At 71.9% G+C, this 13,570-nt stretch carries 12 protein-coding genes, 1 pseudogene and 1 riboswitch; of the genes and pseudogenes, 12 read left to right on the top strand and 1 reads right to left on the bottom strand.

Features of this window, described 5'->3' with window-relative positions; all coding sequences use genetic code 11:
- Window positions 1–48: 48 nt before the first annotated feature.
- From OG485_RS18970 to OG485_RS18950, 5 genes and pseudogenes are all read left to right on the top strand, one after another.
- Window positions 49–663: a hypothetical protein gene (locus OG485_RS18970; protein WP_328669515.1), complete on the top strand. Its 615-nt coding sequence runs from the start codon at window positions 49–51 to the stop codon at window positions 661–663.
- Window positions 664–701: 38 nt separating this feature from the next.
- Window positions 702–2,186, top strand: a complete 1,485-nt coding sequence (locus OG485_RS18965) for a serine/threonine-protein kinase (RefSeq protein WP_328674555.1) — start codon at window positions 702–704, stop codon at window positions 2,184–2,186.
- 18 nt (window positions 2,187–2,204) lie between these two features.
- A pseudogene (locus OG485_RS18960) lies at window positions 2,205–2,294 on the top strand (glycoside hydrolase domain-containing protein); the annotation flags it as partial.
- A gap of 232 nt (window positions 2,295–2,526) precedes the next feature.
- Window positions 2,527–3,186: a SurA N-terminal domain-containing protein gene (locus OG485_RS18955; protein WP_328669514.1), complete on the top strand. Its 660-nt coding sequence runs from the start codon at window positions 2,527–2,529 to the stop codon at window positions 3,184–3,186.
- Window positions 3,187–3,389: 203 nt separating this feature from the next.
- A complete protein-coding gene (locus tag OG485_RS18950; RefSeq protein WP_328674553.1) occupies window positions 3,390–4,376 on the top strand; it encodes a nucleoside triphosphate pyrophosphohydrolase in 987 nt (328 codons plus the stop codon).
- A 128-nt stretch (window positions 4,377–4,504) separates the two neighbouring features.
- Here OG485_RS18950 and OG485_RS18945 read toward each other — a convergent pair whose 3' ends face one another.
- Window positions 4,505–5,716 carry a globin domain-containing protein gene (locus OG485_RS18945; protein ID WP_328669513.1) on the bottom strand — a complete coding sequence of 404 codons (1,212 nt, stop codon included), beginning with the start codon at window positions 5,714–5,716 and terminating at the stop codon, window positions 4,505–4,507.
- A gap of 167 nt (window positions 5,717–5,883) precedes the next feature.
- Here OG485_RS18945 and OG485_RS18940 point away from each other — a divergent pair, with 167 nt between their 5' ends.
- The 7 genes from OG485_RS18940 to OG485_RS18910 all read left to right on the top strand — a co-directional run bounded on the left by OG485_RS18940 (window position 5,884) and on the right by OG485_RS18910 (window position 13,348).
- Complete coding sequence (locus tag OG485_RS18940; protein WP_328669512.1) at window positions 5,884–7,155, top strand: cytochrome P450 family protein; 1,272 nt, start codon at window positions 5,884–5,886, stop codon at window positions 7,153–7,155.
- Between the two features lie 298 nt (window positions 7,156–7,453).
- Window positions 7,454–8,350, top strand: a complete 897-nt coding sequence (locus OG485_RS18935; RefSeq protein ID WP_328669511.1) for a transglycosylase family protein — start codon at window positions 7,454–7,456, stop codon at window positions 8,348–8,350.
- A gap of 183 nt (window positions 8,351–8,533) precedes the next feature.
- Window positions 8,534–8,728: riboswitch (cyclic di-AMP (ydaO/yuaA leader) on the top strand.
- Between the two features lie 4 nt (window positions 8,729–8,732).
- Window positions 8,733–9,440 (top strand): transglycosylase family protein, encoded by a 708-nt coding sequence (locus OG485_RS18930; RefSeq protein ID WP_328669510.1) that lies wholly within the window; start codon window positions 8,733–8,735, stop codon window positions 9,438–9,440.
- A 362-nt stretch (window positions 9,441–9,802) separates the two neighbouring features.
- The gene (gene eno / locus OG485_RS18925) at window positions 9,803–11,089 is read left to right on the top strand and encodes a phosphopyruvate hydratase (protein WP_328669509.1); all 1,287 of its coding nucleotides are present in this window, start codon (window positions 9,803–9,805) and stop codon (window positions 11,087–11,089) included.
- A 151-nt stretch (window positions 11,090–11,240) separates the two neighbouring features.
- A complete protein-coding gene (locus OG485_RS18920; RefSeq protein ID WP_326787328.1) occupies window positions 11,241–11,717 on the top strand; it encodes an FtsB family cell division protein in 477 nt (158 codons plus the stop codon).
- A 39-nt stretch (window positions 11,718–11,756) separates the two neighbouring features.
- Window positions 11,757–12,371 carry a DUF501 domain-containing protein gene (locus OG485_RS18915; protein WP_328669508.1) on the top strand — a complete coding sequence of 205 codons (615 nt, stop codon included), beginning with the start codon at window positions 11,757–11,759 and terminating at the stop codon, window positions 12,369–12,371.
- Window positions 12,368–13,348, top strand: a complete 981-nt coding sequence (locus tag OG485_RS18910; RefSeq protein ID WP_328669507.1) for a Ppx/GppA phosphatase family protein — start codon at window positions 12,368–12,370, stop codon at window positions 13,346–13,348. The genes OG485_RS18915 and OG485_RS18910 overlap by 4 nt, the downstream gene beginning before the upstream one ends.
- The last annotated feature ends 222 nt before the right edge of the window (window positions 13,349–13,570 follow it).

Genomic DNA, 13,570 nt, shown 5'->3' with positions numbered 1-13,570 from the left:
GGCCTATACGCTCGAACTCCGAAATCGAACCCAGGCCCGGGAGCAGTCATGTACGGCCACGACGGGGCGCCACCCACCCGCAGCGCGGGAACCGTCATCACGTTGCGCGTGCTGTTCGCCGCCGCCGGGCTCCTGTCGTGCGGTCTGCTCGCCTGTGTTCCGCTGTTCCGGGTGGCGATCCAGCGGGGACGGTGGTTCGACTGGACGGCGGCCTGGGTGTCGCTTCCGGTGTCCATCGGCGCGCTCATGGTCGTCGGTACGGTGCCGGAGAGCGACAGCAGGGGCGATGTCGCGCTGACCGTGGCACTGATCCTCGGCGCCGGCAGCGTCGCGTACTACCTGGCCAGCGACATCCGCTTCCACAACGCGGCGCGGCGGCCCATCGGCTACGCGCCGTTCCCCATGCAGACCGCCCCCGGGCCGTACGGCCATCCGCAGCCCGCGCCGCCCGCCCCGCCGTACCCGGGCCTCCACATACCACAGCCGCAGCCGCGGCCTTCCGTACCGCAGGCGTACCCGCCGAACACGCCGATGCCCCAGCCCCCGCCGCAGCGGGCCACGCCCGCGCGGATCGACCAGGTGCGCGCCGAGCTCGACGAACTCAGTGACTATCTGCGCAGGCACGGGGACCGGCGCGACGGCGACCACGAGGGCGGACGGTGACCGCGGAGGCCGGACGCGTCGTCGCCGGGCGCTACGAACTGGCCACGCTCATCGGGCAGGGAGGCATGGGCCAGGTCTGGACGGCCTACGACCAGCGGCTCGACCGGCGCGTCGCGGTGAAGCTGCTGCGTCCCGACAAGGTCGTCGGCCAGGAGTCCGACGAACTGCGCCGCCGTTTCGCGCGCGAGTGCCGGGTGACCGCCCAGGTCGACCACCCCGGCCTGGTCACCGTGCACGACGCGGGCAGCGAGGGCGAGGAGCTGTTCCTCGTCATGCAGTACGTCGACGGCGCCGACCTCTCCGATCACCTCGCCGAACACGACCCCTACCCGTGGCAGTGGGCGGTCGCGGTCGCCGCGCAACTGTGCGCCGTACTGAGCGCCGTGCACTCCGTGCCGATCGTCCACCGCGACCTCAAGCCACGCAACGTGATGGTGAAGCAGGACGGCACGGTGACCGTCCTCGACCTCGGCGTCGCCTCCGTCATGGACACCGACACGACCCGCCTCACGCACACCGGCTCCCCCATCGGCTCGCCCGCCTACATGGCGCCCGAGCAGGCGATGGGCGGCGCGGTGGGCCCGTACACCGACCTGTACGCGCTCGGTGTGCTGATGCACGAACTCCTCAGCGGCGACGTGCCGTTCACGGGCTCGACGGCCCTCGGCGTACTGCACCGGCACCTGTACGAGCCTCCGCTGCCCGTACGCCGGCTGCGCCCCGAGATCCCGGAGGCGCTGGAGAACCTGGTCCTGCGCCTGCTCGCGAAGGACCCGCAGCATCGGCCCGCCTCCGCACAGGAGGTGTACGAGCACCTGGTGCCGCTCCTGCCCGCGCGCGGAACCCCCACCGGGGCACCGCTCGACCCCACCCGCCCCTTCCTGCGCCCGCACGCCCCCTGGCCGGACCGGGCGCGCACGCCCGCACCCCGGCCCGCCCCCGTGGCGCGGGCGGCCGGGAAGACCGATGTCGCCGGCGCCGTCGACGAGGTGAAGCGCCTTCTGGGCGAGGGCCGCATCACCCAGGCCGTCGACGTCCTCGGCGCGATCCTGCCCACCGCCGCACAGCAGCACGGCGAGCACTCCCCGGTCGTACGCACCCTGCGCAAGCAGTACGCGGCCACGCTCATGGACGACGGCCAGTACCGGCGCGCGCTGCCCGAACTGCGCCGCCTCGCCGACGAGCGCGCCGCCGAGGCCGGCCCGGCCGACCCCCAGTCCCTGCGCTACCGCTACGAAGCCGCCCAGTGCCTGGAGCAGTCGGGCGACCCGGCGGCGGCGCTCGCCGAGTACCGCGCGCTGCTGCCGTACTACGAGAACCAGTACGCGGCCGACGACCCGGAACTCGCCTTCGACGTCCGCCGCCGCATCGGTCACCTGCTGCTGGCGCTCGGCGACCGCGCCGCCGCCCACGACACACTGGCCCGGCTGCTGCACGACGTGGAGCGGCTGTACGGCCCCGGACACCCGCTCGCGGTCGAGATCCGGCGGGCCTTGCAATGGCTGGGTCAGGTACGCGGCTAGGACCGGTCCTGGTTTTTGTACGTGGTCAACAGCAAGGAGACCATCGGCGGCGTCACGATCACCGTGGACCGCGACGACTGGGACGCGCCGGTCGCCATCACCGGCTGACGCGCGGACGGCCGCGGGAGGGGACGGACACGGCCGGCCGGTGATCCGACCGGCCGGCCGTGGTCACTCGTACGGGCGGACCGCAGCCGTTCCGCGGGGCGGGGAACCGTCGGCGGTGCCTGAAGTCGTCGTGAATCGTTGGTCGAATGGCTGGCCGAGAGGCGGGCCACTGCCTACCATCGATCACCGCAAGACTTTGTGCACCGTCGCACAATCTCCTCGGGAGGCTTCCTTGCACCGCCGCCGTCGCACCGCGCTCGTCCTCTCCGCCGCGATCATCGCCGCGGCCCCTCTGCTCACCGGGTGCGGCAGCGATGCCCATCCGGGCGCGGCGGCCGTCGTCGGAGACAGCCGGATCACCGTCGCGCAGCTGGAGGGCCGGGTCGACGAGGTGCGCTCGGCGCAGCGGGCCGCCAGCAAGGACGACGCCCAGTACGCGCAGGTCGTCGCGAGCACCGGCACCCTCACCCGCGACACCCTGCACAGCATGGTCCTGGACCGGGTGCTGGACCGGGCGGCCAGGAACGCCGGCGTGGAGGTCACCCGCAAGGACTCGCAGCAGATGCGGTCGGCGCTCGAACAGCAGGCGGGCGGCTCGAAGGCGCTGGAGACGGCCTGGCTGTCGAACTACGGCGTGGCGCCCAAGCGCCTCGACGACAGCCTGCGCACCGAGATCGAGGCCCGCAAGCTCGCCGCCGCACTCGGCGTCGACATGAACACCACCGACGGCAAGGCGGCCTTCTGGAAGGCGATGTCCGCCGCCTCGAAGCAGCTCCATGTCGACCTGAACCCGCGCTACGGCACCTGGGACGTCCAGAAGAGCAGCCGCGTCGACGCGAAGACGCCGTGGGTGCGTGAGGTCTCCGCGGCGGCGGCCCAGCAGCCCGCGTAACCCGTCGCCGCGGGTCGGCAGGGCGTCGGCGGACCGGCGGCGGATCTGCGGATCGGCTGCGCCGCCGGGGCCTGTGGACACCTGTGTCCCCGGGGTCTGTGGACAACTCCGGGGGTGTCGGCGGCGTGGGTTACGTTCGAGGGGTGAACGCAATCAGTGAACCGACGGGGGCCGCTCAGGGCGGCGAGCGGACCGCGGCCGATGTGACCGCCGAGGGTACGAGCGCCGACGGCCCCGGCCGCATCGTCCTGCTCACCACCAGCCACCGCGTGGCGCCCGGCCTGCTGTCCTGGCCGGCCTGGCAGGCGCTGCACGGCGCGGACCGGGTGCTGTGCTCGGACGGCGCGCACCCGCAGGTGCCGTATCTGCGCGAGGCGGGCATCGGGGTCGACGAGGAGTCACCGACCGCGCAGGAACTGGTCGACGCGTGCGCCGGCGGCCGCTCGGTGGTCGTCGTCGCCACCGGCGAGGGCGAACCCCGGCTCACCGACGGTCTGGCCCGCCTGGCGGGCTCCGGCCGCATACGGATGCCGGACCTGGAACTGCTGCCCGCCTCGTACGACCTGCCGGGCGCGCGTCTGCTCGACCTCGTCCAGGTGATGGACCGCATCCGCGCCGAGTGCCCCTGGTCGTCCCGGCAGACGCACGAGGGCCTGGCGAAGTACGGCCTGGAGGAGTCGTACGAGCTCGTCGAGGCCATCGAGGAGGGCGACCGGGACGAGCTGCGGGAGGAGCTCGGCGACGTCCTGCTCCAGGTCGTCTTCCACTCCCGGATCGCCGAGGACGACACGGAGGCTCCGTTCTCGATCGACGACGTGGCCGGCGGGATCGTCGCCAAGCTGATCCACCGGCACCCGCATGTCTTCGGCGACGAGACGGCCACGACGCCCGAGGAGGTCAAGGAGCACTGGCTGCGCACCAAGGCCGAGGAGAAGCGGCGCACCTCCGTCACCGAGGGTGTCCCGCTCGGCCAGCCGGGCCTGGCCCTGTCGGCCAAGCTGTCGTCCCGGGCGCGCACGGCGGGACTCGACGTTCCGCTGCCCGCGGGCGAGGGCGTGGGATACGAACTGCTGGCGATGGCCGTCCGTGCCGAGGCCGAGGGCGTCGACCCCGAGGCGGCGCTGCGGGCGGCGGCGCGCACGTACCGGGACGCGATCCGCGGGGCGGAGGAAAACGGCGGGGCGGGCTGACCGGGCCCGGGTCGGTCCGGGGGAGTTCCGGGGTGAGGTCGGTCTGTCCAGGTCACGGTCCTAGGTGAGGTCCGGGGTGAGGTCGGTCGTTCCGGGGCGCGGTCCGGGGTGAGGTCCCTCGTTCCCGGTCACGGTCCCGGGGTGCGGCCCGCCGGGTTGTGCCAGGCCGGCGGGGGGCGGTCGAGAAGCCACTGGGCCGCGCCCACCGGGCGGGGACGGCTCTCCCCGGTCGGCGGCAGCGGGTCGTGGAAGACCCGGTCGGCCGGTGTTCCGAGAGCGGAGAGCGCGTCGCGGGTCTCTTCGACGAGATCGGGCGGACCGGCGGCATAGACGTCGTGCCGGGTCCAGCCGGCCCGGTTGCCCAGCGCGGTGAGCAGCCGTTCGGTCGCCTGGATCTTGGGGCGGCCGGGCGCGGGGGTGATGTAGGTGACGGCGAGCCGGGGGAGCGCGGCCCGCAGGCGTTCGACGGCCGGCCGGTCGTAGAGGTGCGCGATGTCGCGGGCCACGAGGAACAGACGGGCCTCGTGGGCGGGGTCGAGCTGTTCCAGCAGGGCCTTCACCGGTGCCCAGCCCGTGCCGGCCGCGATGAGGGTGAGGGGCCGGTCGGGGGGCGTCCGCAGGGTGAGGCCGCCGCCGGGCGGGCCCAGCCGCAGTACGTCGCCCACCCGGGTCCGCCGGACGAGAGCGGTGGAGAGCGTGCCGCCCTCGACGCGGCTGACGTGCAGGTCGACGGTGCGGTCGGCGCGCGGCGCGTTGGCGAGGGAGTAGGGCCGCCAGACCCGAGGCAGATGGGGCACGCAGACACTGACGTACTGACCGGGGGAGTAGGTGAGCCGTTGCCGTGGCCGCAGGGTGAGGACGGCGAGGTTGTCGCCGTGCCGGGTGCGGGAGACGACCTCGGCGTCCCACCAGAGCGGCTCGCCGTGGTGCCGGGCCTCTCCGGCGCCCTCCAGCATGCACCGGGCGATCACCCCGTACGCGGCGGTCCAGGCCTTCTCGGTCTCGGCGCTCCAGGACGAGCCCGCGACGACCGCGAACGCGGCGATCAGACTCTCCCCCACGGCCGCGTAGTGCCCGGGCCGGGTCAGGTACTTGCGGTGGTCGCGGCCCAGACTCCGTAAGTACCGGGGCAGGTCCGGATCCTCCAGCCTGTCCATGACGAAGGTGAGCGCCGCGAAGAGCCGGTCCCGCTGCCGTTCCATGTCCCGGGCGAGGTCCGCCGGGAACAGCGCGCGGAGCTCCGGGTTGTGGCGGAAGAGGTGCGAGTAGAAGTACTTGACCGCGAACTCGGCCCGTCGTTCCACGACCGCGAAGCTGGATCTGAGTATTTCGGGGTCCACGGCAGGAAAGTAGGAACGTGCCGGGCGTCGAGGTCAAACAGCCGGCCATGTCGGGACGGTCTGGGGCGAACCGGGCGGGTGACGCTCGGGCCGCAGCCGCGCGCGACGGGTGGCGCCCGATCGCCGGGCGGCCGGGGGACGCCGCGCCCTGCGGATACGGTCGAGGAGTGACCGAGTACGAAGCCTCCGCCAGCGCCGCCCCCGAACTCTTCACCTGGGAGTTCGCCACCGACCCCTACCCGGCGTACGCCTGGCTCAGGGAGAACGCGCCCGTGCACCGCACGCGGCTGCCCAGCGGGGTGGAGGCCTGGCTCGTCACGCGGTACGCCGACGCCAGGCAGACGCTCGCCGACCAGCGGCTGTCCAAGAATCCCGCGCATCACGACGAGCCCGCGCACGCGAAGGGCCGGACCGGGATTCCCGGGGAGCGCAAGGCCGAGCTCATGACGCATCTGCTGAACATCGACCCGCCGGACCACACCCGGCTGCGGCGGCTCGTCAGCAAGGCGTTCACGCCGCGGCGCGTGGCCGAATTCGCCCCGCGGGTGCAGGAGCTGACGGATCAGCTCATCGCCGGGTTCGCGGCCAGGGGTTCCGCGGACCTCATCCACGAGTTCGCCTTCCCGCTCCCCATCTACGCCATCTGCGACCTGCTCGGCGTCCCGCGCGAGGACCAGGACGACTTCCGGGACTGGGCGGGCATGATGATCCGGCACGGCGGCGGGCCCAGAGGCGGGGTCGCCCGGTCCGTGAAGAAGATGCGCGGGTATCTCGCCGAGCTCATCCACCGCAAGCGCGAGGCGCTGACCGCGGAGCCCGCACCGGGCGAGGACCTCATCTCCGGGCTCATCCGCGCCTCCGACCAGGGTGAGCACCTCACCGAGAACGAGGCCGCCGCCATGGCCTTCATCCTGCTCTTCGCCGGGTTCGAGACCACGGTCAATCTCATCGGGAACGGGATGCACGCCCTGCTCACCCACCCCGGGCAGCGGGCGCGCCTCCAGGCCTCCCTCGCGGCCGGGGAGAGCGGGCTGCTCGAGACGGGTGTCGAGGAACTCCTGCGCTACGACGGGCCCGTGGAACTGGCCACCTGGCGGTTCGCGACCGAGGCCGTGCGGATCGGCGGGCAGGACATCGCGGCCGGCGACCCCGTGCTCGTGGTGCTCGCGGCCGCGGACCGCGACCCCGAACGTTTCGAACAGCCGGACACGCTCGATCTCGCGCGACGTGACCTTCAGCACTTGGGCTACGGCCACGGCATCCACTACTGCCTGGGCGCGCCGCTCGCCCGGCTGGAGGGGCAGACCGCGCTCGGCACGCTCCTCGGCCGCCTGCCCGACATCCAACTCGCCGGAGAATCGACGGATTTGCGCTGGCGTGGAGGTCTCATTATGCGTGGATTGCGCACGCTTCCTGTGGAGTTCACCCCGGTCAAATAGGCCTGGACCAGCCCATCGGCGACCCTTCGGCATCCCTGCTGAAGGGGTTCTTCCGCATACCGGAAAGGGCCCCTTGCGGCTAGCGGAACATGACGCTCCATCAAATCTGTGATCTTCGCGTGATCTGTACTGCATCGACTTGTAACCAGCGTTCGAGTGCGACTACCTTCACCCATCAACGCGGCGCCTGCGCTTCTTGGTTCACAGGGGCCGCGGTACTCCCTGCTGTCACTCGAAAGGCTTTCGTATGCTCTCCGGGAACGGCCGTCACCGTCGCCCTCGTCAGGCCCCTGCACTCATGGTCGCCGCAGGGGTGACCGGATCGGCGATCGTCATCCCGCTGCTCGCCGCGGCGAGCGCGAGCGCGGCCGACGGGAACACCTGGGACCGGGTGGCGCAGTGTGAGAGCGGTGGCGCGTGGAGCGCCGACCAGAGCAACGGGTACTACGGCGGCCTCCAGCTCGACCAGGAGAACTGGGAGGCGCACGGCGGCCTCGACTACGCCCCGAGGGCCGACCAGGCCAGCCGCTCGCAGCAGATAGCCGTCGCCGAGAAGGTGCTCGCCGACAAGGGCCTCGCGGCCTGGCCGACCTGTGGGCCGCTCTCGGGTCTCAGCAAGGACGCGGCCGGCGTCAGCGTCGACACGGGCGTGGCCGGCGATGCCTCGAACGGCGAGGACGAGTCCGGTTCGTACGTCTCGTCCGGACTGGCGACTTCGCCCAGTACGTCACCTTCAGGTGATTCTTCCGCTTCGTCTGATTCGGATGACTCCTCGGACGCGGCCGGCAGCACCGCGGAGCCCAGCGCCTCGCAGAGCTCCGACGGCTCGGACGCGGCGACCGGCAAGGGTGGCAAATCGGCCAAGTCCGGTCAGAAGCATGCTTCTTCGAGCCCCTCCGACACCCCGAGCACCGGCACCGGGCGGCACCGCGGCGGGGATGCCGCGGAGAGCGCGACCGGCGGCAGCGCCGACAGCACCGCCGGGCGGCATGCCGCGAGCGCCTCGAGCGACACCGCGTACGTCGCGGACGTCACGGACGTCATCGGCAACCTCTGGAAGGTTTCCGGCGGGCTGGACCTCGGAGGCGGATGGGCCGACCTGCCCACCGCCGACGCGACTGCGACCGACAGCGCTCCCGGCCTCGTCGCACCTGGTCAGAGCATCGCGGACACTGCCGAAACGGTGCAAAACTAGCGGGAGTTCGCGTCCTGGTTCGCTGGGGAATGTCCCATTTGATGCAAGTGAGACATGGGTCTCAGAAGCCCTGATCGTCTTTGAATTTCCGCCGATCGACTGCTTACGGTCGTGACTGCTCGCCACAGCGGGCCCCGACGGTCGCAACGCCGAATCCTGCCAGCGGCCGTACGGGAACAGTCGTCGCGTCATGCGCCGTAGGCAGGAGCGGGGGACCCAAGGTAAGTGCCGGGCCCGGGAGTTGAGAGACATCCGGGAACGGCTTGGGGTGAAGCCGCGCGTCGGACGTCCTGGAGACAGGACCGAAGGCAGCGCGGCCGGGCAACTCAACCGGCCCGAACCCGACAGCTCACCTCGCAGGCGTCGGTGAGGGGATCTCTCCATGCTGTTCTCCAGCAAGGGCAAGCACCGCCGCCCGAACAAGGCCACCCGCGTCGCCACGCTCGCCGGTGTCACCGGTGTCGCCATCGCCGCTCCGCTGATGGCGGCCGGCAGCGCCTCCGCCGCCACCGCCTCCGAGTGGGACGCCGTCGCCCAGTGCGAGGCCGGCGGCAACTGGTCGATCAACACCGGCAACGGCTACTACGGCGGACTCCAGTTCTCGTCCTCCACCTGGGCCGCGTACGGCGGCACCGCCTACGCCTCGACCGCCGACCAGGCGTCGAAGTCGCAGCAGATCACCATCGGCGAGAAGGTCCTCGCCGCGCAGGGCAAGGGCGCCTGGCCGTCCTGCGGTGTCGGCCTGTCCGGCACCACCTACGGCGGCGGCTCGGCCCCGGCGGCCCCGGCGGCCCCGTCCACCTCCTCCTCCTCGAGCGCCTCGCAGAGCGCCCCGGCCACCCGTTCGACGGAGCAGCCCGCCTCGCGTTCCGCGGAGCGCCCCGCCGTCCAGAAGACCGTCACCACCCCGACCGGCAAGAAGGTCAAGAAGGGTGACGGCGAGTACGAGGTCGTCAAGGGCGACACCCTCAGCTCGATCGCCGAGAAGAAGCACGTCAAGGGCGGCTGGCAGAAGCTGTTCAAGCTGAACAAGGACATCGTCGCCGACGCCGACTTCATCTACCCGGGCCAGCAGCTGCACCTGCGCTGAGTACCGCGGCGCGCCGGTGCCGTGTGGTCGCCTTCGGCGGAGGGCGGCCATCTCCCGGGCGGCGCGCGGGTGCCTTCCGGGCCGGATTCCGGCCCGACGACAGTTCCCCTCCCGAACCGGGCCTTTTTGGGAAAGGCCCGGTGAGGGTCCCCGTTCCCACGGGCTCCCCGCTCCGGTGCGTGTTCCCCCGCACGCGCCGGAGCGGGGTTTTTCATTTCTTTTTTTGTTCCGTTCAGGAACAATATGTACGCTCAGTTCCGCTCAAGGGGTGGTCGATCGGCTGGCCGATCCCCGTGGGCCGGTTAGGCTCATCCCGCAGGGCTGCCAAGTCCTGCGTACCCGTGTCACATCCCATAAAGGAGATGCTCGTGCCGTCCATCGACGTCGTCGTAGCCCGGGAAATCCTGGACTCCCGAGGCAACCCCACGGTCGAGGTCGAGGTCGGCCTCGACGACGGCAGCACGGGTCGTGCCGCCGTTCCGTCCGGCGCCTCCACCGGAGCCTTCGAGGCCATCGAGCTTCGCGACGGTGACCCCAACCGCTACCACGGCAAGGGTGTCGAGAAGGCCGTCCTCGCCGTCATCGAGCAGATCGGCCCGGAGCTCGTCGGCTACGACGCCACCGAGCAGCGCCTGATCGACCAGGCCATGTTCGACCTGGACGCCACCGACAACAAGGGCTCGCTCGGCGCCAACGCCATCCTCGGCGTCTCGCTCGCCGTCGCGCACGCCGCCTCCGAGGCGTCCGACCTGCCGCTCTTCCGCTACCTGGGCGGCCCGAACGCGCACCTGCTGCCCGTTCCGATGATGAACATCCTGAACGGCGGGTCGCACGCCGACTCCAACGTGGACATCCAGGAGTTCATGATCGCCCCGATCGGCGCGGAGTCCTTCTCCGAGGCCCTGCGCTGGGGCGCTGAGGTCTACCACACCCTCAAGAAGGTGCTGAAGACCAAGGGCCTGTCCACCGGCCTCGGCGACGAGGGCGGCTTCGCCCCGAACCTGGAGTCGAACCGCGCCGCCCTCGACCTCATCCTCGAGGCCATCAAGGAGGCCGGCTACACCCCCGGCGAGCAGATCGCCCTCGCCCTCGACGTCGCCGCCTCCGAGTTCTACAAGGACGGCGTCTACACCTTCGAGGGCAAGGAGCGCTCCGCCGCCGAGATGACCGAGTACTACGCCGAGCTCGTCGCGGCGTACCCGCTCGTCTCCATCGAGGACCCGCTGTTCGAGGACGACTGGGCCGGCTGGAAGATCATCACCGACCAGCTGGGCGACAAGGTCCAGATCGTCGGCGACGACCTCTTCGTCACCAACCCGGAGCGCCTGGCCCGCGGCATCGAGGAGGGCTCCGCCAACGCCCTGCTCGTCAAGGTCAACCAGATCGGCTCGCTGACCGAGACCCTGGACGCCGTCGAGCTGGCCCAGCGCAACGGCTTCAAGTGCATGATGTCCCACCGCTCCGGCGAGACCGAGGACGTCACCATCGCCGACCTCGCGGTCGCCGTGAACTGCGGTCAGATCAAGACCGGTGCCCCGGCCCGCTCGGACCGTGTCGCCAAGTACAACCAGCTCCTGCGCATCGAGGAGATCCTCGACGACGCCGCGGTCTACGCCGGCCGCAGCGCCTTCCCGCGCTTCAAGGGCTGAGCCCTCGCCCTCGCACGGCTGCGAGGCCTGAGCCCTCGCACGGCTCAGGCAGCGTCCTTCGTACGTCCCCGTACCCGGTCCCGTACCGTGTGCGGGGACGTACGCACGTGACGGGCCCGCGCGGCGGGCCGGTAGTGGGGAGGCGGGACTCATGGCCGTGAAGGACCGGGACCGGTTCTCCACCTCGACCAGGCTGAAGCTGCTCGGCGAGCAGACGGCGGCCAGGGTGTACCGCTCCCAGACCAAGCGGCAGGCGCGCCGCTCCCGGCTGACCGGCCGGGCCGCGCTGCTCGCCATGGTCCTGTGCTCCCTGATCGTCGCCCTCGCCTACCCGATGCGGCAGTACGTCTCCCAGCGCGCCCAGATCGGCGACGTGGAGCGGCAGCGGGAGCAGGCCCGGCAGCGGGTCGAGCAGCTGCGCGACCTCAAGGCGCGCTGGCAGGACGACGCGTACGCCAAGCAGCAGATCCGGCAGCGGCTGCACTATGTGATGCCGGGCGAGACCGGGTACGTCGTGATCGACCCGGACGCCGCGAAGCAGTCCCGTGCCGAGCGGGGCGCCGCCGACCGCCCCTGGTACACCAATGTGTGGGACGGCGTGGACAAATCCGACGCCGCCGACCGCTGACGCCCCATGAACTGACCAGAAAGACACGTGACTCACGGCATGGAAACGCCACCGCCCACCACCCCGCGCACCGAGCCCACCGACGCCGACGTCGAGGCCTTCAAGCAGCAGCTCGGACGGCCGCCGCGCGGGCTGCGCGCGATCGTGCACCGCTGCCCCTGCGGCCAGCCGGACGTGGTGGAGACGGCGCCCCGCCTCCCCGACGGGACGCCGTTCCCGACCACGTACTACCTGACGTGCCCGCGGGCCGCGTCCGCGATCGGGACGCTGGAGGCCAACGGCGTCATGAAGGAGATGACCGAACGGCTGGCCACCGACCCCGAGCTGGCCGCGGCCTACCGCGCCGCCCACGAGGACTACATCGCGCGCCGTGACGCCATCGAGGTCCTGGAGGGCTTCCCGAGCGCGGGCGGCATGCCGGACCGGGTGAAGTGCCTGCACGTCCTGGTGGCGCACTCGCTGGCCGCCGGGCCGGGCGTCAACCCGCTCGGCGACGAGGCCATCGCGATGCTGCCCGAGTGGTGGCGCAAGGGCGCGTGTGTCACCCAGGCCGGACCGCCGGCCGGTGACGGGCCGAAGACGGAGGGCTCCGCCGAGCCCACCGGTTCCGCGGGGGACGCCGGTTCCGCCGCGTCCGCCGAGGACGGCCGGTGACCCGCGTCGCCGCCGTCGACTGCGGTACGAACTCCATCCGGCTCCTGGTGGCCGACGCGGACCCGCGGACGGGCGAACTCGCCGACCTGGACCGGCGGATGACCATCGTCCGGCTGGGCCAGGGCGTCGACCGCACCGGCCGGCTCGCCCCCGAGGCGCTGGAGCGGACCTTCGCCGCCTGCCGTGAGTACGCGGCGGCCATCAAGGAGCACGGCGCCGAGCGGCTCCGCTTCGTCGCCACCTCCGCCTCCCGGGACGCCGAGAACCGGGACGAGTTCGTGCGCGGGGTGCTGGACATCCTCGGCGTCGAGCCGGAGGTCATCAGCGGGGACCAGGAGGCCGAGTTCTCCTTCACCGGCGCGACCAAGGAGCTGGCCGGGCGCGACGACCTCGCCACGCCCTACCTGGTCGTGGACATCGGCGGCGGCTCGACCGAGTTCGTCGTCGGCGCCGACCACGTGCGCGCGGCACGCTCCGTGGACATCGGCTGCGTACGGATGACGGAACGTCACCTCGTGCACGACGGTGCCGTGACCGATCCGCCCACCGCCGAGCAGGTCGCGGCCATGCGCGCCGACATCGAGGCCGCCCTCGACCTCGCCGAGGAGACGGTCCCGCTGCGCGAGGCGCGCACCCTGGTGGGTCTGGCCGGCTCGGTCACCACGATCGCCGCGATCGCGCTGGACCTCGACGAGTACGACTCCGAGCGGATCCACCACTCCCGGGTCTCCGTCGGACGCGTCCGCGAGATCAGCGAGTGGCTGCTGCGCTCCACGCACGCCGAGCGCGCCGCCGTTCCCTCGATGCACCCGGGCCGGGTGGACGTGATCGGCGCCGGCGCCCTCGTCCTGCTCTCGATCATGGAGCGGACCGGGGCCGAGGAGGTCGTGGTCAGCGAGCACGACATCCTCGACGGCATCGCCTTCAAGGTGGCCGAGGACGCCGAAGCCGGCAGGCCGGGCGACCGACGCGCGTGACGCGTCCAGAACGGGCGTGAGACGGCCCCGGCCCCTTTTCCGGGGGCCGGGGCCGTCGTGTCCTCCAGCGGCGGCACAGGGATTCCGGACGCCTTGTCCGGCAGTGCCGCGCCGGTTGTCAGGCGGTGCCGCGGGGCGTGGCACCGGTCTCCTTTGCTACTGATCGGTAGCCTCTGCTGAGCGGCTCGGATAACGTATGAGCGTGCCCGCGGGGGTCCTGGA

The sequence above is a fragment of the Streptomyces sp. NBC_00328 genome (genome assembly GCF_036139655.1).
GTDB lineage: Bacteria > Actinomycetota > Actinomycetes > Streptomycetales > Streptomycetaceae > Streptomyces.
This window is presented reverse-complemented; position numbering and strand designations above follow the sequence as displayed.